Annotated in this window: 18 protein-coding genes; 12 read left to right on the forward strand and 6 right to left on the reverse strand. The window is 58.1% G+C overall.

What is annotated here, in order from left to right; all coding sequences use genetic code 11:
- Nucleotides 1-10: 10 nt before the first annotated feature.
- The 3 genes from glpK to panB form a co-directional block, all read right to left on the reverse strand.
- The gene (gene glpK / locus QMP16_RS09955; RefSeq protein ID WP_282152243.1) at nucleotides 11-1,489 is read right to left on the reverse strand and encodes a glycerol kinase GlpK; all 1,479 of its coding nucleotides are present in this window, start codon (nucleotides 1,487-1,489) and stop codon (nucleotides 11-13) included.
- A gap of 67 nt (nucleotides 1,490-1,556) precedes the next feature.
- Nucleotides 1,557-2,399, reverse strand: a complete 843-nt coding sequence (gene panC, locus QMP16_RS09960; RefSeq protein WP_282152244.1) for a pantoate--beta-alanine ligase — start codon at nucleotides 2,397-2,399, stop codon at nucleotides 1,557-1,559.
- Nucleotides 2,396-3,235 (reverse strand): 3-methyl-2-oxobutanoate hydroxymethyltransferase, encoded by an 840-nt coding sequence (gene panB / locus QMP16_RS09965; RefSeq protein WP_282152245.1) that lies wholly within the window; start codon nucleotides 3,233-3,235, stop codon nucleotides 2,396-2,398. Before panB ends, panC begins: the two co-directional genes overlap by 4 nt.
- A 169-nt stretch (nucleotides 3,236-3,404) precedes the next feature.
- Here panB and QMP16_RS09970 point away from each other — a divergent pair, with 169 nt between their 5' ends.
- From QMP16_RS09970 to QMP16_RS09995, 6 genes are read left to right on the forward strand one after another with little or no spacing between them, the layout of a single operon-like run.
- A complete protein-coding gene (locus tag QMP16_RS09970; RefSeq protein ID WP_282152246.1) occupies nucleotides 3,405-4,892 on the forward strand; it encodes an ABC transporter substrate-binding protein in 1,488 nt (495 codons plus the stop codon).
- 60 nt (nucleotides 4,893-4,952) lie between these two features.
- Nucleotides 4,953-6,023, forward strand: a complete 1,071-nt coding sequence (locus QMP16_RS09975; RefSeq protein WP_282152247.1) for a hypothetical protein — start codon at nucleotides 4,953-4,955, stop codon at nucleotides 6,021-6,023.
- 40 nt (nucleotides 6,024-6,063) lie between these two features.
- Nucleotides 6,064-7,011 carry an ABC transporter permease gene (locus QMP16_RS09980; protein WP_282152248.1) on the forward strand — a complete coding sequence of 316 codons (948 nt, stop codon included), beginning with the start codon at nucleotides 6,064-6,066 and terminating at the stop codon, nucleotides 7,009-7,011.
- Entirely contained in the window at nucleotides 7,008-7,823 is an 816-nt protein-coding gene (locus QMP16_RS09985) for an ABC transporter permease (RefSeq protein ID WP_282152249.1), read from the forward strand. Before QMP16_RS09980 ends, QMP16_RS09985 begins: the two co-directional genes overlap by 4 nt.
- On the forward strand, nucleotides 7,820-9,418 hold the full coding sequence (locus QMP16_RS09990) for an ABC transporter ATP-binding protein (RefSeq protein WP_282152250.1): 1,599 nt from the start codon (nucleotides 7,820-7,822) through the stop codon (nucleotides 9,416-9,418). Before QMP16_RS09985 ends, QMP16_RS09990 begins: the two co-directional genes overlap by 4 nt.
- 33 nt (nucleotides 9,419-9,451) lie before the next feature.
- Entirely contained in the window at nucleotides 9,452-10,903 is a 1,452-nt protein-coding gene (locus tag QMP16_RS09995) for an aldehyde dehydrogenase family protein (protein ID WP_282152251.1), read from the forward strand.
- Between the two features lie 3 nt (nucleotides 10,904-10,906).
- Here QMP16_RS09995 and pncB read toward each other — a convergent pair whose 3' ends face one another.
- The gene (pncB, locus tag QMP16_RS10000; RefSeq protein WP_058279083.1) at nucleotides 10,907-12,199 is read right to left on the reverse strand and encodes a nicotinate phosphoribosyltransferase; all 1,293 of its coding nucleotides are present in this window, start codon (nucleotides 12,197-12,199) and stop codon (nucleotides 10,907-10,909) included.
- A gap of 165 nt (nucleotides 12,200-12,364) precedes the next feature.
- Between pncB and QMP16_RS10005 the strand changes: the two genes are divergently transcribed.
- Complete coding sequence (locus QMP16_RS10005) at nucleotides 12,365-12,889, forward strand: hypothetical protein (RefSeq protein ID WP_282152252.1); 525 nt, start codon at nucleotides 12,365-12,367, stop codon at nucleotides 12,887-12,889.
- Here QMP16_RS10005 and pncA read toward each other — a convergent pair.
- Nucleotides 12,886-13,479 (reverse strand): bifunctional nicotinamidase/pyrazinamidase, encoded by a 594-nt coding sequence (gene pncA, locus QMP16_RS10010; RefSeq protein ID WP_282152253.1) that lies wholly within the window; start codon nucleotides 13,477-13,479, stop codon nucleotides 12,886-12,888. The genes QMP16_RS10005 and pncA overlap by 4 nt on opposite strands.
- A 97-nt stretch (nucleotides 13,480-13,576) precedes the next feature.
- On the opposite strand from pncA, the gene QMP16_RS10015 reads away from it, so the two are divergent.
- Both QMP16_RS10015 and QMP16_RS10020 read left to right on the forward strand, forming a co-directional pair.
- A complete protein-coding gene (locus tag QMP16_RS10015; RefSeq protein WP_282152254.1) occupies nucleotides 13,577-14,482 on the forward strand; it encodes a rhodanese-related sulfurtransferase in 906 nt (301 codons plus the stop codon).
- A gap of 76 nt (nucleotides 14,483-14,558) precedes the next feature.
- Entirely contained in the window at nucleotides 14,559-15,059 is a 501-nt protein-coding gene (locus QMP16_RS10020) for a potassium channel family protein (protein WP_282152255.1), read from the forward strand.
- Nucleotides 15,060-15,066: 7 nt separating this feature from the next.
- Here the strand turns inward: QMP16_RS10020 and QMP16_RS10025 are convergent, their stop codons facing one another.
- Complete coding sequence (locus QMP16_RS10025; protein WP_282152256.1) at nucleotides 15,067-15,396, reverse strand: hypothetical protein; 330 nt, start codon at nucleotides 15,394-15,396, stop codon at nucleotides 15,067-15,069.
- A 164-nt stretch (nucleotides 15,397-15,560) separates the two neighbouring features.
- On the opposite strand from QMP16_RS10025, the gene betB reads away from it, so the two are divergent.
- From betB to QMP16_RS10040, 3 genes are all read left to right on the forward strand, one after another.
- Nucleotides 15,561-17,015: a betaine-aldehyde dehydrogenase gene (betB, locus tag QMP16_RS10030; RefSeq protein ID WP_282152257.1), complete on the forward strand. Its 1,455-nt coding sequence runs from the start codon at nucleotides 15,561-15,563 to the stop codon at nucleotides 17,013-17,015.
- A 129-nt stretch (nucleotides 17,016-17,144) separates the two neighbouring features.
- Entirely contained in the window at nucleotides 17,145-19,589 is a 2,445-nt protein-coding gene (locus tag QMP16_RS10035; protein WP_282152258.1) for a GcvT family protein, read from the forward strand.
- Entirely contained in the window at nucleotides 19,586-20,929 is a 1,344-nt protein-coding gene (locus tag QMP16_RS10040; RefSeq protein ID WP_282152259.1) for an MmgE/PrpD family protein, read from the forward strand. The genes QMP16_RS10035 and QMP16_RS10040 overlap by 4 nt, the downstream gene beginning before the upstream one ends.
- Nucleotides 20,930-20,940 lie beyond the last annotated feature (11 nt).

Here is a 20,940-nt window from a genome sequence, read left to right on the forward strand (position 1 = left end):
TTCATACCTCTCAGAACGCCATCGCAGCTGATACCGCACGTTTCCAGCGGTCATAGGCGGCATCGCGCTCTTTGGCAGAAAGTTCCGGTTCGAACCGGCGATCCAGCGCCCAGGTTTCCGCAAATCCCTGTTGATCCGGATAAACGCCTGCGCGCATACCGGCCAGCCAGGCCGCGCCCAATGCGGTAGTTTCCTGCATTACCGGCCGGTCAACCTCGGCGCCCAGGTAATCCGACAATCCCTGCATCGCCCAGTTCGACGCGCTGGCGCCACCGTCGACACGCAGGATGACGTCGGTATCCGCACCCCAGTCGCCCTGCATTGCGTGCCACAGATCGCGCGTCTGGTACGCGATGCTCTCCAGCGTGGCCTTGGCAAATTCGGCACGGCCTGAATTCCGGGTCAGGCCGAACACGGCGCCACGGCAATCCGGTTTCCAGTAAGGCGCGCCGAGGCCGGTAAAGGCGGGCACCAGCACGACATGCTGGTTCGGGTCTGCCTTTTGGGCCAGCTCGCCACTTTCCGGGGCGCTCTCGATGATCTGCAACGCGTCGCGCAGCCATTGCACCGCTGCACCGGCCACAAAAATTGACCCTTCCAGGGCATAGGTCCGTTTACCGTCCAATTGATAGGCGATGGTGGTCAACAGGCGGTTCTTCGACTCGACCGGCTTATCCCCTGTGTTCAGAAGAGCAAAACAACCGGTGCCATAAGTGGATTTCATCATGCCGGGTTGGAAGCAGGCCTGACCGATGGTGGCGGCCTGTTGATCACCGGCAACGCCAAGAATCGGGATATTTCCCCCAAATAGAGTCGTATCTCCAAAATCCGAGGCGCAATCATGCACCTGGGGCAGCATGTTCATCGGCACGTCCAGCAGATCACAGATCTCGGCGCTCCATTCGCCCTTGTGGATGTCGAACAGAAGCGTGCGCGCCGCGTTGGTGGCATCTGTCGCGTGGCTGCGCCCTTCGGTCAGGCGCCAGATCAGAAAGCTGTCGATGGTGCCGAACATCAGCTCTCCTGCCTCGGCCCTTTCCCGCGCGCGGGGGACGGTGTCCAGCAACCATTTAACTTTGGTGCCCGAGAAATAGGGGTCCAGCAGCAGCCCAGTCTGGGCGGTCACGTCATCCTCGCACCCGGCCTGCTTGTAGCGCGCGCAGATCTCGGCGGTACGGCGGTCCTGCCAGACGATCGCGTTGTGGATTGGTGCGCCAGTAGCGCGGTCCCAAACTACTGTTGTTTCGCGCTGGTTGGTGATGCCGATGCCCGCGATCTGATCAGAGGTTACCCCGACGCTATCCATAACTTCGCGGCAAACGCGCAGAACACTGTTCCAGATTTCCTCGGCGTCGTGTTCGACCCAGCCTTCCTGCGGGAAGTGCTGGGTGAATTCGTGCTGCGCGGTGCCTGCGCGCTGCATCTCTGCGTCGAACAGAATTGCCCGCGATGATGTGGTGCCCTGATCAATGGCAAGAATGTAGGTCACGCCTGCGCCCCCCGTCGTTTGGTTTTGCGGGACTTTAGCGCAAACAATGACGAACGTGCCAGTGTGTTCAGACAGGAATATTGTCGATCAGCCGCACACCATCCGTCCAGGCTGCTGCGAACAGGCGGGCAGGCCGGTTTGCGTGGGCTATTGGGTCCAGCGTTTCGGCACACCGCAGTTGAATATACTCCACCTGCGTGAAGCCCGCGGCCAGCAGATCGATCTCGGCCTGTGCAGCCAAAGGATCAAACGGCGCGCCGTCTTTCAGGGCGGCCGCTAATTCCCGCATGATCCGGTTTTTGTGGGCGGCAATATCCAGCCCTTCGGACGACAGGCGCAGGTTGCGCGAGGACATGGCCAGACCAGAGGGTTCGCGAACTGTGGGGCATCCAACAACCTCGGTCGGAATGTCCAGATCGCGCGCCATTCGGGTCACGATCATCAGCTGTTGATAGTCTTTTTCCCCAAAATAGGCTCTGTCCGCCTGCGTTTGCAGGAACAGTTTGGCCACAACTGTGGCAACGCCGTCGAAATGTCCGGGACGGAATTCACCTTCCATCACATCGGTCAGGCCCGCGACGGATACGGTCGTGGCAAAGCCCTGCGGGTAAATCTCTTCGGATTCCGGCACGTAGATCGCATCAACGCCGTAGGGGGCCAGTTTCTGCGCATCCTCGATCTCGGTGCGCGGGTACTTTGCCAGATCCTCGGGGTTGTTGAACTGCTTGGGATTCACAAAGATCGTGACGATCACGCGGTCACAACCTGCCTTGGCGGCCTCAACCAGCGACAGATGCCCCTGATGCAGCGCGCCCATGGTCGGAACCACGCCGATCTCTTCACCCTTCCGCGTCCATTCCGATGTCAAGGCACGTAGGTCGGCCAGACGGCGAAAGATTGGGGCGGTCATGTCTTGGGTCCTTTGGTCGGGGTCTGATCGGAAAAGACGTGTTCGTCCGCTGGAAAGGTTCGTGCGCGCACCTCGGCTGCGTATTCGGCGATGGCGGCTTCGGCCAATGGGCCAAGCTCAGCATAACGTTTGACGAATTTCGGTTTGAAGGCGGTGAAAAAACCAACCATGTCGTCGACAACCAGAATCTGACCGTCGCACTCGGCCGAGGCGCCGATTCCGATTGTTGGGATCGCGATTTCGCCGGTGATCTGATCGGCCAGCTTCTGCGGTACTTTTTCCAGCACAACCGAGAACGCTCCCGCCTCGGCCACAGCGCGAGCATCTTCCAGTACAGCCTCGGCCTGTTCGTCGCGACCCTGAACCTTATATCCGCCAAGCGTGTTGATCGACTGCGGGGTCAGGCCGATATGCGCCATCACCGGAATCCCGCGCTTGACCAGAAAGCGGATGGTCTCGGCCATCTCGACGCCGCCTTCCAGCTTAACCGCGCCCGCGCTGGTTTCGGACATCAGCCGGGCGGCGTTGCGGAATGCCTCGGCAGGTGAGTGCTCGTAACTGGCAAAGGGCATGTCGATGACCATCATCGCACTTTCCAGACCGCGCGCGACGGCCTGACCATGCATCACCATCATCTCCATCGTCACGCCCAGCGTCGATTCCAGCCCGTGCAGCACCATGCCGACGCTGTCGCCCACCAAGACAAAATCACAATGATCATCCATCAACCGCGCCATTGGCGTGGTATAGGCTGTCAGACTGACCAGCGGCTCGCCGCCTTTGCGGGCGCGAATATCCTGCGCATTCGGGGCTTTTTTACGGGCGGTGGCGCTCATTGTCGCTCCTCCGGTTGTCATGTTGCAGCGCGGCATAACAGATGGGAGCGGGCTATAGAAACCCCGGTTGCGCGAACATTTCCTTGAATGACCTAAGGTTTAAAGGGAAGTTGGGTGCAGTACGGCCCAAAAAAACGCAGGTTTCCATTTTCAGTGGGGAGTAATTTACATGACAAAGCAGACATTTCGGTCCTTTGCTTCGGTGCTGGCGGTTAGCGCCAGCCTGTTTGGTACACAGGTTTTCGCTAAATCCGACATTACCATAGCGTTGCAACTAGAGCCGCCGCATCTGGACCCGACCAGTGCAGCAGCACAGGCTATCGATTCGGTGGTTTACACCAATATCTTCGAAGGCCTGACCCGGTTTATGGGTGACGGATCGGTGGTTCCTGGTCTGGCTGAAAGTTGGGAAATCTCGGAAGATGGCAAGGTCTATACTTTTAAATTGCACGATGGGGTTACCTTCCACGACGGCACCACGATGGATGCTGAGGACGTCAAGTTCAGCCTAGACCGCGCCCGATCCGAGGATAGCGCAAATGCGCAAAAGGCCCTGTTTGCCGGGATTGAAAACATCGAGGTGGTCGACCCGCTGACCGTCAAAGTGACCCTGTCTGAGCCAAACGGGAACTTCCTGTTCAACCTGGCCTGGGGTGATGCGGTTATTGTCGCGCCCGATAGTATCGAGGGCATCAAGACCAACCCCGTCGGAACCGGCGCTTTTACCTTTGGTGAATGGGTGCAGGGCGACAGTATCACTCTGAACCGCAACCCGGACTATTGGGGCGACCAGCCTGCGTTAGAGACTGCTACATTCAAATTCATCTCGGACCCGACGGCGGCTTTTGCGGCCATGATGGCCGAGGATATCGACGTGTTCGACAATTTCCCTGCGCCGGAAAACCTGCCGCAATTTGAGGCTGATCCGCGCTTTCAGGTGCTTGTCGGTTCGACTGAAGGGGAAACCATCCTGTCCACCAATAACAAGATGCCACCCTTCGATGATATCCAAGTGCGTCAGGCATTGGCCCACGCGATTGACCGTCAGGCGATCATCGACGGAGCAATGTTTGGCTACGGTACGCCCATCGGCACCCATTTCGCGCCGCACAATCCGGCTTATGTCGATCTGACTGGGAACTCGGCCTACGACCCCCAAAAGGCTGCTATGATGTTGGCTGATGCTGGGTATGCCGACGGGTTTGAGACGACGCTGCATTTGCCGCCCCCATCATATGCCCGGCGCGGGGGCGAAATCGTCGCCGCTCAGTTGGCCGAGGTCGGGATCACGGCCAATATCGTCAACGTCGAATGGGCCCAGTGGCTGGAATCGGTGTTCAAAGGAAAGGACTTTGGTCTAACCATCGTCAGTCATACCGAGCCTATGGATATCGGGATCTATGCGCGCCCTGACTATTACTTCCAGTATGACAGCACCGATTTCCAGGCGCTGATGGACACGCTGAATTCAACGACAGACCCCGAAGAACGCACCCGTCTGCTGGGTGAGGCGCAGCGCCTGATCGCAGACGACTACGTCAACGGGTATCTGTTCCAGCTGGCCAAGCTGGGCGTGGCCAAAGCCGGAGTTCGGGGCCTGTGGGAAAACGCGCCCACGGCCGCAATCGATCTGACGCAGATCAGCTGGTCCGAGTGACTCAAGACAGGGGCCGCTGGTTTACGGCCCTTGCATTTAATGTTGTCGAGTGAGCCAAGGATGATTTTGTTTCGTGTCCTGTTTCTGGTTTTTGTGACCGTTGCCCTGGCGGCAACGACTGTGGAACCGGTTGTGGCGCAGAACATTCTGGACAGTCGGTTGGATACACCTATCGGGACGCCAGAGAACCCGCTGGATGTTGGCATCGGTATTCGAATCGATCAGATCACCAGCGTTGACCAGAAGGCCGAAAACTACGGTGCCGTGGTTGTGCTGCGTGTTGAGTGGGCCGACCCTGCGTTGGCTTTTGACCGGCAAGAGCTGGGGCGCGATTTCCGGGTTTTCAACCCCCCGGCGCTGGCCGATCATGCCGCTGAGATCGGGACGGTGGTACCAGCATTCGTCATTCACAACCAACAATCCAACAAGTGGATTCACGAAGCCGCCGCCTCTCTGCGATATGACGGGCGGGTGTTGTATGTCGAGAAATCCTCGCTGACATTACAGGCCCCACATTTCGATTTTCGGAAATACCCTTTCGACACACAGGAGTTTCATTTCGAGGTCGTTTCGATCTTTCCATCCCAATATGTGTCCTATCATCCGATGAACGAGTTCTCGGGCCTTGGTGACCTGCTGGGCGAAGAAGAGTGGATTCTGGACAAAGCGCGGCTTGAAACCTCTCAGGTCACGGGCCTTTCCGGTCAGGACAGCGATCAGGTTGCGCTGATCTTCGAAGGCCACCGGCATCTGACCTACTATGTCATTCGGGTGTTTCTGCCGATGCTGGTGCTGATCTCGGTCGGCTGGGCACTGTTCTTTCTTGATGAATACCGCAAAAGGATCGAAATTGCCGGAGGAAACTTGCTGGTATTCGTAGCTTTCAACTGGGCGATTTCTGCTGATCTGCCAAAGCTTGGATACCTGACATTTCTGGATTTCGTTCTGCAGTGCATGTTCCTGATGACCGGGGCTTTGATTGTGTTCAATGTCGCCCTGCGCAGGCTCAAAGTCTCGGGTCGCGAATCCGGGGCGCGCAAGTTGGATAACTACGCCATCAAGTGGATTTACCCGCTGGGTTACGCTGCAATCGTTGGCTATGCAGTTTTTGCCTATCTTCTGGCTCCATAGGTGCTGGACCGGGAAGGCGCGCACCCCTAACGTGGCCTCGATGCTTCGCTATGCCCTCAAACGACTGATATCGCTGGTGATCAGCCTCGCCGTCGCCTCGGTCGTTATATTTGCCGTGATTGAGGTGGCGCCCGGTGATCCGGCGTCATTCATGTTGGGCGTCAATGCGCAAGAGGATACGCTTGCCGCTCTGCGGGCCGAGTTGGGTTTGGATGTATCCAAGGTGCAGCGGTATTTCAATTGGGTTGGCGGGATGATGGTGGGGGATTTCGGAACCTCTTACACCTATCGCACGCCCGTGTCGCAGATGATCGCGGATCGGCTGTGGGTCTCGCTGCCCTTGGCGCTGTATGCGCTTACCCTGTCCACCGCGATTGCGTTTCCGGTAGGCATCTATGCTGCCGCGCGCCGGGGCAAACCGGGCGATCTGACGGTAATGGGGGCAACACAGCTGGGCATTGCAGTGCCGAATTTCTGGTTCGCCATGATGCTGGTTCTGGTCTTCGCCATCAACCTGCGTTGGTTCAATGCCGGAGGGTTCGCAGGCTGGGACAAGGGGCTTTGGGCAGGGCTACATTCCCTGACACTGCCGGCTGTCGCGCTGGCCCTACCGCAGGCGGCCATTCTGGCGCGGGTCATGCGGTCGTCTTTGTTGGACATATTGGGCGAAGACTTCATGCGCACCGCACGTGCCAAAGGGCTTTCGCGTCGTCAGGTCCTGTGGCGGCACGGGGTGCGCAACGCGCTGATCCCGGTTCTGACCATCATCGGGTTGCAGTTTTCCTTCCTGCTGGCGGGATCTATTATTATCGAACAAGTCTTTTATCTGCCCGGTCTTGGGCGATTGGTGTTTCAGGCAATCTCGGCCCGCGATCTGATTGTGGTGGAATCCGTGGTAATGCTGCTGGTCTTTGCGGTCATCACCGTGAACTTTCTGGTCGATCTGGCCTATGCAGCCGTTGATCCAAGGTTAAGGAGCCGGACATGAGCCGGAGCCTGATCCTTGGGGCTTGTCTGTCCTCGCTGGTGCTGTTGGCGGCGGCGGTTTCATTTGTCTGGACGCCCTATGACTACACTGCGCTGAACATCCCCGACAAACTGCAGCCTCCCAACGCGCAGCATTGGTTTGGCACGGATCATTTCGGACGCGACATGTTCTCGATGATCATGGTCGGTGCCCGTACCTCGATTGCCGTGGCTTTGGTGGCGGTGGGGATTGGCATGGCGCTGGGCGTGCCTTTGGGCCTGACAGCGGCTGCGCGCAAAGGGTCGTGGCTGGACGAGCTGATCATGCGCGGCAACGATCTGGCCTTTGCCTTCCCGTCTCTGGTCATCGCCATCCTGATCACTGCTGTGTTTGGTGCTGGCGCGATAAATGCGATCATCGCCATTGGCATTTTCAACATCCCGGTTTTTGCACGCATCACTCGCGGCGCGGCGCTTTCACTGTGGGAGAGGGAGTTCATCCTGGCCGCGCGCGTTTCGGGCAAAGGTGCGGCACGGATATCGGCCGAGCATATCCTGCCTAACGTCGCCAACCTTCTGATCGTTCAGGGCACCATCCAGTTTTCTCTGGGCATTCTGGCTGAGGCTGGCCTGTCCTATGTCGGTCTGGGCGCGCAACCGCCAACGCCAAGTTGGGGCCGGATGCTGGCTGATGCGCAGACAATGGTCAGTTTCGCCCCGCATTTGGCTCTGATTCCCGGTTTGGCGATCATTGTTACGGTGCTTGGGTTGAACCTATTGGGTGATGGGTTGCGCGATTGGCTGGACCCCCGGATCAGGGTGGCGCGCACATGAGTTTGCTTGAGATCGAAAACCTGTCGCTGTCCATTCACGGCACGGACATCCTGAAACAGGTCAATCTGTCCATTGCGCCCGGTCAGATCGTGGCCGTGACCGGGGAGAGCGGGTCGGGCAAATCGATGACCGCGCTCGCGGTGCTGCAGCTTTTGCCGGACGGGGCCAAGACGACCGGGGTCATCCGGCTGAACGGCTCAGATCTGCTGGACCGCGACGAAAACGATATGTGTGCCCTGCGCGGTGCTGCGATCGGTATGGTGTTCCAAGAACCTATGACCGCACTGAACCCAGTCAAAACCATCGGCGATCAAGTGATGGAGACCATCCTGATCCACAAGGCCATGCCGCCCAGACAGGCGCGAGACCGGGCGGAGGAAGTTCTGACCCGTGTGGGCCTGCCGCCAAATCGTTTCCCATTGTCCCGCTTTCCGCACGAACTGTCCGGGGGCCAGCGTCAGCGCGTCGTGATTGCGATGGCGATTGCGCTGCGCCCTAAACTGTTGATCGCGGATGAACCGACTACAGCTTTGGACGTGACGACGCAGGCGCAAATCCTCGAGCTTCTGAAGGGATTGGTGACCGAATACGACATGGGGCTGTTGATGATCACTCATGACCTTGCCGTGGTGGCGGATATGGCCGATCAAATCGTCGTCATGCGCCATGGCGATGTGGTCGAATCCGGGGCCACTGACCACCTGCTACACCACATGCAGCACCCATATACCCGTATGCTGTTCGAGGCTTCGGGGCATCAAGTATCCCTGCCTGAGCCGGCACAATCCCGCCCTTTGCTTGAAGTGACAAACGTCATTCGCGACTATCGTCTGCCCCGCAAGGGGCTGTTCGATTCACCGGGGCATCACAGGGCGGTGGACCATGTCAGCTTCACGCTCAATAGCGGGGAACGTCTGGGTCTGGTCGGCGAATCTGGTTGTGGAAAATCGACCCTAACAAAGGCAATTCTTGGCCTAGAGGATGTTCAAGGTGGTGACATTCGTCTGGATGGCCAGCCTGTCTTTTCGGGTCACAAACCCAACCTCGCCGTGCGGCGCAAGATGCAGGTGGTCTTTCAGGACCCCTATGGTAGCTTCAATCCACGTCACCGCGTGGCCCGGCTGATCACTGAACCGTTCCATCTGCTCGATGCTCCTGTAATGGGGTCCGAGAGGCAGGACCGGATCGCTGAAATGTTGACAGCGGTGGGTCTCAGCCCGGATGACGCTGGTAAGTATATCCATGAATTCTCGGGCGGTCAGAGACAGCGCATCGCCATCGCCCGTGCCTTGATCATCCGGCCCGAACTGATCTTGTTTGACGAGGCTGTTTCGGCCCTTGATGTGTCGGTCCGGGCCCAGATTCTCGACCTGTTGGCCGAACTATGTGAGGCCTATGATCTGACTTATCTATTCATCAGCCATGATCTGAGCGTCGTGCGCACCATCACTGACCGCGTTATGGTGATGCGGGCTGGCCGGATCGTAGAAGAGGGCGATACCGAAAGCGTCTTCACTGACCCGAAACACCAATACACGAAAGACCTGATCAATGCCGCGCCCACGCTGCCAGAGATCGGCCGGGATGTGGCGTAAATCCCTTGTTAGAGCCGAATATAGGAGTATCCCATGTCCAGCCCCCTTTGGTTTAATCCCGGCCTTTGTCTGATCGGCGGTAGTTGGGTGCCGCCAACCGCAGAACAAACATTGCCTTTGATCAATCCTTCTGACGGCTCAGAGATCTGCCAGATCGCAAGGGGTGGCGCGCATGATGTTGATGCTGCGGTCAAGGCGGCTCAGATTGCGATTGACGGGGATTGGGGACGAAAGACTGCGCTGGAGCGGGGCCGTATCCTCACGCGTATGGGAAGGATGGTTTTGGAGCGTGTTGAGGACCTGGCCACGCTAGAGGCCATGGATGTCGGCAAGCCCCTGACGCAGGCACGCGCAGATGCGGTTGCGTTGGCACGGTATTGCGAATTCTATGGTGGGGCCGCGGACAAGGTCATGGGCGAGACCATCCCGTATCTGGATGGCTACACCGTCTATACTTTACGGGAACCGCACGGCGTGACGGGGCATATCGTGCCGTGGAACTATCCGATGCAGATCATCGGGCGGTCGGTTGGGGCTGCGCTGGCGATGGGCAATGCCTGCGTTCTGAAACCTGCGGAAGAAGCTTGCCTGACCGCGCTGGCCTTTGCGCACCTCGCGCAAGAGGCCGGTTTGCCCGCCGGTGCCCTGAATGTCATACCCGGGTTGGGGGCCGAGGCGGGGGCGGTTTTGTCGGGCCATACGGGCGTGCACCATGTCTCGTTCACCGGGTCAGTCGCTACTGGGGCGCTGGTGCAGCAGGCAGCGGGGCAAAATGTGGTGCCCGTGACGCTGGAGCTTGGGGGGAAGTCACCTCAACTGGTGTTTGACGATGCCGATCTGGACGCGGCCCTGCCCTTTCTGGTGAATGCGGGCATTCAGAATGCCGGACAAACCTGCTCGGCCTCGTCACGCATTTTGGTGCAGCGCGGGGTTTATGATCAGGTCAAGCATCGTATGGCAGCGGCCTATGCAGATTTGACCGTTGGCCCTGCGCAAGACGATCTGCGCGTCGGCCCGCTGATATCGGCCCGTCAAAAGGACATCGTTTCGGACTTTCTGGCCAGGGGCGCAGACCTGACCGTCGCAGGGCAAGGACAGATCGTAGACGGTGCACCGTCCGAGGGGGCCTATGTTGTGCCGACCCTTTTTGCGGACGTTCCGCCGGATCACAGTCTGGCCAAGGATGAGATCTTCGGTCCCGTGCAGGTGCTGATCCCATTCGATTCCGAAGAAGACGCGGTGAAGATTGCCAACGGCACCGATTACGGGTTGGTCGCCAGCATCTGGACCCGCGACGGCGCACGGCAGATGCGGCTGGCAAAGCAACTGCGCTCTGGCCAGGTGTTCATCAACAACTACGGCGCGGGTGGTGGCGTAGAGCTACCATTTGGCGGTGTCGGAAAATCCGGACACGGCCGCGAGAAAGGGTTCGAGGCCCTATATGGCTTTTCACAGTTGAAAACGGTCGCGTCGTACCATGGTTAGAGCCTAAACAATCACCTCGATCGCCTCTTGCGCGCCTACGCCGAACACTCGTTTGTAGCGTTCGATCTGATCCTTCGGTCCCATCGCCTTTTCCGGGTTGTCCGACAGTTTCACGGTCGGCTGGCCATTGGCGGACACAGCCTTGCAGACCAGCGAGAACGGCGCCAACGCGTCGTTTGGCACGAGCCCGCGAAAATCGTTGGTTAGCAAGGTGCCCCACCCGAACGAGACTTTGGTTCTGTGGGCGAATTGAGTGTGCAGTTCCCGAATTTTATCCACATCCAGACCATCCGAGAAGATCACGCGCTTTTCCAGGGGGTCTTCTCCACGGGATTGCCACCACTTGATCGCGGTTTCCGCGCCTGTTGCGGGATCACCGCTGTCGATGCGAATGCCGGTCCATCCGGCCAGCCAATCGGGTGCGCGATCCAAAAAGCCCTGCGTGCCATAGGTGTCGGGCAGAATGATGCGCAGATTGCCGTCATGTTCGTCGTGCCAGTCGCTCAGCACGTCATAAGGCGCTTGCGCCAGTTCAGCATCGTCTTTGGCAAGGGCGCTGTAGACCATCGGCAGTTCGTGCGCGTTGGTGCCGATGGCCTCAACTTCGCGCCGCATGGCGATTAGACAGTTCGACGTACCGGTAAAACTCGATCCCAGACCCTCGATCATGGCCTGCACACACCAGTCTTGCCAAAGAAAGCTGTGTCGACGCCGGGTTCCGAAGTCAGCGATCCCAAGCCCGTCAATATCCCGCAGTTGTTCGATCTTCTTCCAAACGCGGGTCATGGCCTGGGCATATAGCACCTGCAGCTCAAACCGCCGCATGTTGTTCAGCACAGCGCGCGAGCGCAGCTCCATCAGAACCGCAAGCGCCGGGATTTCCCACAGCATAACCTCGTGCCATTTACCCTCAAAGGTCAGCTCGTACTGATCGCCCTTCCGTTCCAGGTGATAGGGCGGCAGGCGCATGTTTTCGAACCATTCCATAAAATCCGAACGGAACATCTGGCGTTTGCCATAGAACGTATTGCCCCGCAGCCACGTGCTTTCGCCCCGGCTCAGGCCAAGTGATCGGATATGATCCAATTGCTCGCGCAGCTCGCCTTCATCGATAAGTTTGGCCAATGGAATGTGATTCGACCGGTTGATCAGGGAAAAAGCCACATCCGTTTGAGGCTTATTTCGAAACACTGACTGGCACATCAGCAGTTTGTAGAAATCCGTGTCGATTAAAGACCGCACAATCGGGTCAATCTTCCATTTATGATTGTACACGCGTGTCGCAATATCGACCATGGGGAACTCCTGCGATTTCCGTTGTTAGATCAATCGGTGCGTGGAATGGCAAGAGTCGCTAGAATGATAACAATGACAAGGTCAGGTCACATTGCGAGCATATTGTGTGATCTTTTCACAGTTTAGTGAAAAGAGAGGGATGGTAGAACGAGGTTAATTTGGTGAATGGTTCTCGAGTACGATTTTGACATCGTTGTTAACGAAGAATTGGAAGATGACGTCGGTTCTGAGCGATTGGACATGTCCGTCGCGCGTGCCCGATTCCGTCAAGTGAAAACGGCTGACGCGCTCAGGGCGGCGTCACCTAAAATTCGCAAGATTTTCCAAAATGCTGGGTTCGATCTGGATTCAGCCGACAGTGGCATGTCGCACGGATATTTCGCCGGTGGAGATGTGGCCGACCGCGAACGGATTTTGCGCGCGTTGTTCACTAATATTCGGGCAGCTGGGATCAGGGGCGAATATTGCGGCGAGTTCGATTTTTATCAATTCCTGTATGATGTAAAAACTGCGAAGCCGCACGTCGGTCAACGCCGACAAGTTGCCGATTGGACGCCGAATCCACGCTATAAATCACCCGCGACACCGGAGCGGCGCTCGATCCACGGACGGATTGGCTTTGCTCTGGGTCTGGCGGTGATTTTGTTTGCCGTTCTCAGATACCTCGCTGCTGCCGGGGCAACACCTTAGGCGAGCGTCACACCAGCAGCTCGCATGGCAGTTTCTGCGGCCGCCAGCGACCCATCGAGGTCGATCGCCCGACATGCGTCCATTCGGACCGTGACGTCAAAACCCAACCGGGCGGCATCAACGGCTGAAAAATGAACACAGAAATCTGTGGCTAGCCCAACCAGGGTCAGTTTGGTGATACCACGTGATTTCAAGTAACCTTCCAACCCGGTCGGAGTCTTTTGGTCGTTCTCGAAAAATGCGGAATAGCTATCGATGCTGCGCCGAAAGCCTTTGCGAATGACAAGGTCAGCATGGGTATTCAGATCCGGATGGAATTCCGCACCGTCGGTACCCTGCACGCAATGATCCGGCCACAAGACCTGCGGCCCATAATGCATTTCGGTCATGTCCAAGGGGGTTTTGCCGTCGTGCTCGCTGGCAAAGGACGAATGTCCCGCCGGGTGCCAATCCTGCGTCAGGATCACGGCGTCGAACTCTGCCATCATAGTGTTGATGGGGTCCACGATCTCGTGACCTCCGGGCACCGCCAGGGCACCACCGGGGCAGAAATCGTTCTGAACGTCGATTACAATTAGGGCATGGGCCATCGGGAATCTCCTCGCATTGTCCTATCGGTAGGGGGCAGGGCGGGGGGCGTCAATCCGGTCCCTTGCGACTCTGGCCCAGCGGGTTTAGACCGCGCGCATGTATACGATCGCTGCTCTCTATCACTTCACCCGTTTTTCGGATCACGTGTCCCTGCGCGACCCGCTGCTGGACCTATGCCGCGCGCAATCAGTCAAGGGCACCTTGTTGCTGGCTGCCGAGGGGATCAACGGAACCATCGCCGGCCCGCGTAGTGGGATCGATGTGGTGCTGGCCCACATCAAGGCTCTGCCCGGTTGTGCGGATCTTGAGTGGAAAGAGGCCACATCCGATCATCCGCCCTTTGGCAAAATGAAGGTGCGTCTGAAAAAAGAGATCGTGACCATGGGCCAGCCGGACGTCGATCCGCGTGCCCGTGTCGGCAATTATGTCGAGCCCGAGGACTGGAACGATCTGATCCGGTCTGACGATGTGGTCGTGATCGACACACGCAATGACTACGAGGTGGCGATTGGTACGTTTGAGGGCGCAGTAGACCCTGAAACAGCCAGTTTCCGTGATTTTCCGGCCTGGTGGGAAGAAAACAAAGACCGCTTTCACAACAAACGCGTCGCCATGTTCTGCACCGGCGGCATCCGTTGTGAGAAATCCACCAACTACTTGTTGGGGCAGGGGGTCGAGGATGTTTACCACCTGAAAGGCGGCATCCTGCGGTATCTCGAAGAGATGCCCGCCGATGACAGCACCTGGCAGGGCGAGTGCTTTGTGTTCGACAATCGCGTCTCGGTTGGACATGGGTTGGTCGAAGGACCGCACAACCTGTGCCACGGTTGCCGCCGCCCGATTCTGCCAGAGGATATGAAGCGCGCGGAATACGAGCACGGCGTGTCCTGCCGTCGGTGCATCAATGAGAGTTCGGATGCGGACAAGACGCGTTTCAGGGAACGTCAGAAACAGATCCTGTTGTCGCGTCAGCGCGGGCAAGAGCACCTGGGCGCTGAATGACAGGTGAATGATTAAGGTTGCGGGTACAGGCCGGAACCCTGATGATCGCGGAAAAACCTAGGCTATCGGAAGTTTTATGCACCGCGAACCTACAACACTGGAAGAGTGGAAATCGACGCTTATCGCAGCGGTTGGACTGGTTATTGCCAGTTTTTTCGCGTGGTATGGTCTGTCGCGCCTGAGTGAGGCGGCCGCAGGCGAAACCATTGGTACTATTGTGTCGGTCTGCCTGGTGGTTTGGGTCGCATCGCAATCCTGGTACTACATGACACAGGTGAAACTGCCGCATCGACGCTTGTTTCTGATGGGTGTGTCCTTCATTCAGGTCGTGCCGTTCTTGTTCGCGGCGGCGTATGGCGCTTTCGGCTACGCCGACAATTGCGTGGTCGGTGCAGATGTTCCAGCCGATTTCCTGTATTTTTCATACGTCACCTTCACAACGGTGGGATATGGCGACATGATCCCAACAGGCTTGTGTCGCGGGCTGGCCGTCGCTGAGGCTGTTACCGGCTACATCCTCTTGGGTATGTTTGTTGCTGCTACGGTTGCGCTCTATACCCGCCACCATAAACATTAGACGGCCATTATTTGTTCTGATCAATCCAGCGGGACATCATCTGTTTGTCGCGGAAACACTCGGATGGGATAGGCCTGCGCCTGCTACGGGAAATGCGTTCGGCAAAGGCAACCTGCTTGCCGGATGGATAGTCCGCAAAGGGCGATGGATCGGCTGGCTTGTGCGCCGAAATCCAGGCAGACATCGACTTGCGATCCCGTTGTGCCTCGACCGGGATTTCCAAGGCCGACTGTTGGGCAATTGCACGAGCGTATCGCATTTGCCGGTCTGTGACGGGCAACAGGTGATAGTCGTTTGATGGGCCATCCATGGCCGGGTTGCGGGCGTGATAAGACATCGGATTGTTCCTCTGACTATGTAGAACATAAATGGAACATTAAGCAATTTATTCAAGAAGTCGCCGATTCACATCAGCGGGAGTCCGCCGTGAATTGCTTTTATTGACTGGTCAGTCAGTAAAATATAAACGCGAAAGAAAGAACTTCTGAGAAGGAAATCGGCATGAAGTTTCAGCCCAAAGCGAGCCATTTCATCAACGGCGCATATGTCGAAGATACCAACGGCACCCCTATCGACGTGATCTACCCCGCCACCGGTGAAATCATCGCCCGGCTGCACTCTGCCACGCCGGATATTGTAGATCAGGCTCTAACAAGTGCCAAAAACGCTCAGGCTGAGTGGGCGGCAATGTCCGGGACCGAGCGTGGGCGTATCCTGAGACGGGCATCTGACATCATGCGTGACCGCAATCGCGCGCTTTCGATCCTCGAAACCCACGACACCGGTAAACCCTTGCAGGAAACCCTGGTGGCCGACGCCACATCGGGTGCGGATGCGTTGGAGTACTTTGGGGGGCTGGCTGCGTCATTGACGGGTGAGCATATCCAGCTGGGCGGCGGAGACTTTGTCTACACCATCCGCGAGGCGCTGGGCGTTTGCGTCGGTATCGGGGCATGGAACTACCCGACCCAGATCGCATGCTGGAAAGGAGCCCCTGCACTGGCCTGCGGCAATACGATGGTCTTCAAAGCGTCCGAGACCACGCCCCTCTCGGCGTTGCAAGTGGCCGAGATCCTGATCGAGGCGGGCGCGCCAAAGGGCGTCTATAACGTGATCCAGGGCTATGGCGATGTTGGCGCATCGCTTGTGACCGATCCGCGCGTGGCCAAGGTTTCGCTGACCGGGTCCGTTCCGACCGGCCGCAAGGTCTATGCCGCAGCTGCCGACGGCATGAAGCACGTGACGATGGAACTGGGCGGCAAGTCCCCGATGATCGTGTTCGACGACGCCGATATCGAAAACGCTGTTTCGGGTGCGATCCTGGGCAACTTCTATTCCTCGGGTCAGGTCTGTTCGAACGGCACCCGTGTCTTTGTGCAGAAAGGCGTCAAAGAGGCATTCCTCAAGCGCCTCTCAGAACGTCTGGCCACTGCGAAAATTGGTGATCCGCTGGATGAGGACGTCAACTTTGGCCCTATGGTCAGCGAAAACCAACTGAACATCGCGCTGAGCTATGTCGAAAAGGGCAAGGCCGAAGGTGCGCGTCTAGTATTTGGCGGTGAGCGGATCGACAGTGCCGGCTTTTACATGCAGCCCACAGTGTTTGCGGATGTGACGGACGATATGGCCATCGCGCGCGAAGAAATCTTTGGCCCTGTCATGTCCGTACTGGATTTCGATACCGAAGAAGAAGTGATGGCCCGCGCCAACGACACCGAGTTTGGATTGGCAGCCGGTGTCTTCACCAACGATCTGACCCGCGCGCACCGCATTGTGGCCGGGTTCGAGGCGGGCACCTGCTATATCAACACCTATAATCTGGCTCCGGTCGAGGCCCCGTTCGGTGGATCCAAAATGTCGGGTGTCGGGCGCGAAAACTCGAAACTGGCGATCAATCACTTCAGCGAGATGAAGACGGTCTATGTTTCGATGAACGACGTAGAAGCGCCTTACTAATCAAAACCGGCCATTCAAGCTCTGTTCCCGACATTTCGCGTCGGGAACAGAGCATAAGCCACATAAGACATGTGGCTGACTTCCTCCAAAGGGTGCCGTTTTCGGTTCCGTCGGTGGGAGATCAAGTTCATGAAAACGCATGCACAGGCCGTAGTCATCGGCGGAGGATTGGCTGGCTGTTCAATCCTGTACCATTTGGCCAAGCTTGGTTGGCGGGACGTTGTCCTGCTTGAACGGGATGAACTGACCAGCGGATCAACCTGGCACGCGGCGGCCAATATCCACGGGTTGCATGACAATAGCAACATCACCCGCATCCAGCATTACACAATGAACCTGTATAAAGAGCTGGAGCAGGAAACCGGCCAGAGTTGCGGAGTGTTCCAGCCCGGTTCCCTGTATCTGGCTCAGACCGAAGATCGTGAGCACCAGTTGCGCCTGCAAGAGGTCAAGGCTCGGTTCTATGGCCTGAATTTCTACGAGGTCAGCCGAGAACAAGCGATGGAACTTCACCCGCTGGCGCGGTTCGACGATATCCGCTGCATTATGTTTGAACCCGAAGGCGGCAACGTGGATCCCTCAGGCGTGCCGCACGCATATGCCGCAGGCGCACGCGCCATGGGCGCAACGATTGAGCGGTTTTGCCCCGTGTTAGGCACTGATCAGCAGCCAGATGGGTCGTGGATCGTGCGTACCGAAAAGGGCGACATCCATACGCAATGGGTTGTGAATGCCGCAGGCCTTTGGGGCCGCGAAGTAGCGGCATTGGCGGGTTTGACTCTGCCGTTGCAACCGACCGAACACCAGTATTTCGTGACCGATTCCATTGATGAGGTTGCCAACTTGGGTCGCCGTTTACCGTCGATCGCCGATCGGGACGGCGAGTACTATTTCCGACAGGAAGGCAACGGGCTGCTGATCGGGGCCTATGAGAAGGACATGAAGTTCTGGGCCGAAGACGGCACGCCGTTGGACTTCGCCCATGATCTGTTCCCCGACGATCTGGACCGGATCATGGACAACGTGATCCGCGCAACCGAGCGTGTGCCCGCAGCGGCGACGGCCGGTGTGAAACGGGTGATTAATGGGCCGATGATCTGGTCCCCGGACAGTTCCGCCCTTTGGGGTCCGGTGCCGGAACTGAAGAACTATTTCCTCTGTGGGGGCCTGATCCCCGGCTTCTCGCAATCGGGCGGGCTGGGGTTGCTGGCGGCGCAGTGGATGATCGAGGGTGAGCCGCAATACGACATGTTCGCCTGGGATCTCGCCCGGTTTGGCGACTGGGCGGACAAGAAATTCACCAAGGCGCGGGTCGAGGACCAGTATACTCACCGGTTCGCCATCCATTTCCCGACCGAGGAACGCAGCGCAGGCCGTCCGGCCCGCGTGCGCCCGGCCTATGAAATGCAAAAGGACATAGGCTGCGTCTTTGGTCTGAACTGCGGCTGGGAGCATCCGCTGTGGTTTGCCGATCAGCCCGACACGGAAGAAACGATCGGCTTTACCCGCCAGAACTGGTGGGACCCGGTGGGCCGCGAGGTAAAAATGCTGCGCGAGAGCGTCGGCGTGATCGACATCTCGAACTTCGCTAACTACGTCATTAAGGGCCCGGGTGCCAATGAGTGGCTGGACAAGCTGGTTGCCAACCGGGTGCCGACCGTGGTCGGGCGGTCCTGCCTCACGCCGCTAATCTCGGTGCGCGGGGGTGTGGCCGGCGACTTTACCATCACCAAGGTGGCCGAGGACGAATACATGATGATCGGCTCGGGTATGGCCGAGCGCTATCATCAGCGGTTCTTCAAAATGATCGACCTGCCCGAAGGCACCACGTTCGAGGTGGCGACGGACCGGATTGCGGGCTTCAACGTCGCAGGGCCCAAATCGCGTGACCTGCTGCAGCGGCTGACCAATGCGGATTTGACGAACGAGGCGTTCCGCTTCATGCGCTCGGCTACGATCGAGGTTGCCGGCGTCACCTGCCTTGCGATCCGTGTCAGCTTTACCGGTGACTTGGGGTGGGAGTTGCACTGCGCAGAAGAGGACCAGATCAGGCTCTACTCAGCACTGCTTGAGGCTGCGAAGGAGTGCGACGGTGGTCCGGTGGGCGGCCGCGCGTTGGGGTCACTGCGGATCGAGAAGGGTTATGGCTCCTGGGGCCGCGAGTATTCTCAGGAATACTGGCCGCAGGAGGTCGGGCTGGCAGGTCTGATCAAGCTGGATAAGGACTTCCTGCACAAGGATGCCTACCTGGCCGTCAAGGATAACGCCGCGCGCGAGGTTCTGTCGATTTTTGAGGTCGAGGTGACGAATGCTGACGCGTCCGGTGGCGAACCTATCTTTACACCAGATGGCGCACCGGTCGGACGTGTGACCTCAGGGGCCTATGGCTATTCAGTCGGCAAGTCCCTGGCCATCGGCTATGCAAATCCGGCAGTCGTAAAGCCGGGGGATATGGTGGAAATCTTCATCCTCGGCAAACCGCATAAAGCCAGAGTTTTGGCTGAACCGCCCTTTGATCCATCGGGTCTCCGGCTGCGCCATGTCCAACCCAAGGTGATGGAGGCAGCCAAATGACCGGCACGCTGGATCGGGTCACGGATTTTGCCCTGAACCTTTCAGCGCAGAAGATGCCCGACAGCGCGAAAGAGGCCGCTGCCCTGATGATGCTGGACACAATGGGCATCCTGATCGCCTCCGGCCCGATGGAGGCCGGCGTGATCGCCCGCGATACTGCCGCGCTGCTCTATGCAAGCACTGATGCGGCATTCAGCGTTCCGATGATGTTTGATGGCCGCCCTGTCAGCATAGCAGGCGCTGCCTATGCGGCGGCCACGCAAACCGACAATTTGGATGGGCACGACGGCTACAACCCTACCAAAGGGCATATCGGTGTCGTTGTACTGCCCGCGTTGATTTCACTTGGTGCGCGTTGCCCTGATTTGTCCGGCCCCGAAGCCCTGGCTGCCGTCGTCACAGGATATGAAATTGCGGGACGCGCGGGGCTATCGCTGCACGCATCGGTCAGCGATTATCACACGTCCGGCGCGTGGAACGCACTGGGTGTGGTGGCCATGGCTGCGCGCATGCGCAGGCATACACCCGACCAGTTTCGACAAGCATTGGGAATCGCGGAATACCACGGACCTCGAAGTCAGATGATGCGCGAGATTGCAAATCCGACGATGCTGCATGACGGATCGGGTTGGGGCGCGATGGTTGGCATATCATCTGCGATCCTGGCTGAACGTGGTTTTATCGGTGCCCCGGCCATCACAATCGAAGATGCTGATGTCGCGTCGTTCTGGGGTGATTTGGGTCAGTTCTGGCAGGTCGAGCACCAATACGTAAAACCCTATCCGATATGTCGCTGGGCCCATGCGGCCATTGATGGCGTTCGGACAGTGATGATGGAGAATAACCTGGCGCACGACCAGATCCGATCCATCCATATCAACAGTTTTCACGAAGCGGCCTGCCTGTATGGCGGCATGCCTGATACCACGTCTCAAGCCCAGTATTCTCTGCCTTTTGCCGTGGCGGTTCAGGCGATCCATGGTCGGATCGGGGTCGAACATATCTCGGGTGCGGGTTTGTCTGATCCGGCAGTGGCAGAGTTGGTGTCGCGTATTCACGTTCTGGAAGATGCGCGACACAGTGCACGCTTCCCGCAGGGGCGGTGGGCCGATGTCACCTTGAAATCGACCGATGGGCGTGTGTTCGAATCCGGCGCCACTCACGCGCGCGGCGGGCCGGAGGCCCCGCTCAGCAGGGGAGATGTGATCGCCAAGTACACCGAGTTTGCCGCGCCAGTCGTCGGTTCAGATCGCGCGGACGCGATCCGCGCGGCCATATTGGGTTGGGTCGAACCTACATCCAGATTGTCGGACCTGATGCCGTTGGTCTTTGATCCGTAAAAGCGGCCGGT

Origin of the sequence: Ruegeria atlantica (genome assembly GCF_947495585.1) — a bacterium.
GTDB classification, from domain to species: Bacteria; Pseudomonadota; Alphaproteobacteria; order Rhodobacterales; family Rhodobacteraceae; genus Ruegeria; species Ruegeria atlantica_G.

What these genes read in the sequence shown, in the direction of transcription:
- panC (WP_282152244.1), bottom strand. Translation starts at nt 2,399, where the DNA reads ATGACCGCCCCAATCTTTCGCCGTCTGGCCGACCTACGTGCCTTGACA.
- panB (WP_282152245.1), bottom strand. Translation starts at nt 3,235, where the DNA reads ATGAGCGCCACCGCCCGTAAAAAAGCCCCGAATGCGCAGGATATTCGC.
- QMP16_RS09970 (WP_282152246.1), top strand. Translation starts at nt 3,405, where the DNA reads ATGACAAAGCAGACATTTCGGTCCTTTGCTTCGGTGCTGGCGGTTAGC.
- QMP16_RS09975 (WP_282152247.1), top strand. Translation starts at nt 4,953, where the DNA reads ATGATTTTGTTTCGTGTCCTGTTTCTGGTTTTTGTGACCGTTGCCCTG.
- QMP16_RS09980 (WP_282152248.1), top strand. Translation starts at nt 6,064, where the DNA reads ATGCTTCGCTATGCCCTCAAACGACTGATATCGCTGGTGATCAGCCTC.
- QMP16_RS09985 (WP_282152249.1), top strand. Translation starts at nt 7,008, where the DNA reads ATGAGCCGGAGCCTGATCCTTGGGGCTTGTCTGTCCTCGCTGGTGCTG.
- QMP16_RS09990 (WP_282152250.1), top strand. Translation starts at nt 7,820, where the DNA reads ATGAGTTTGCTTGAGATCGAAAACCTGTCGCTGTCCATTCACGGCACG.
- QMP16_RS09995 (WP_282152251.1), top strand. Translation starts at nt 9,452, where the DNA reads ATGTCCAGCCCCCTTTGGTTTAATCCCGGCCTTTGTCTGATCGGCGGT.
- pncB (WP_058279083.1), bottom strand. Translation starts at nt 12,199, where the DNA reads ATGGTCGATATTGCGACACGCGTGTACAATCATAAATGGAAGATTGAC.
- QMP16_RS10005 (WP_282152252.1), top strand. Translation starts at nt 12,365, where the DNA reads ATGGTTCTCGAGTACGATTTTGACATCGTTGTTAACGAAGAATTGGAA.
- pncA (WP_282152253.1), bottom strand. Translation starts at nt 13,479, where the DNA reads ATGGCCCATGCCCTAATTGTAATCGACGTTCAGAACGATTTCTGCCCC.
- QMP16_RS10015 (WP_282152254.1), top strand. Translation starts at nt 13,577, where the DNA reads ATGTATACGATCGCTGCTCTCTATCACTTCACCCGTTTTTCGGATCAC.
- QMP16_RS10020 (WP_282152255.1), top strand. Translation starts at nt 14,559, where the DNA reads ATGCACCGCGAACCTACAACACTGGAAGAGTGGAAATCGACGCTTATC.
- QMP16_RS10025 (WP_282152256.1), bottom strand. Translation starts at nt 15,396, where the DNA reads ATGTCTTATCACGCCCGCAACCCGGCCATGGATGGCCCATCAAACGAC.
- betB (WP_282152257.1), top strand. Translation starts at nt 15,561, where the DNA reads ATGAAGTTTCAGCCCAAAGCGAGCCATTTCATCAACGGCGCATATGTC.
- QMP16_RS10035 (WP_282152258.1), top strand. Translation starts at nt 17,145, where the DNA reads ATGAAAACGCATGCACAGGCCGTAGTCATCGGCGGAGGATTGGCTGGC.
- QMP16_RS10040 (WP_282152259.1), top strand. Translation starts at nt 19,586, where the DNA reads ATGACCGGCACGCTGGATCGGGTCACGGATTTTGCCCTGAACCTTTCA.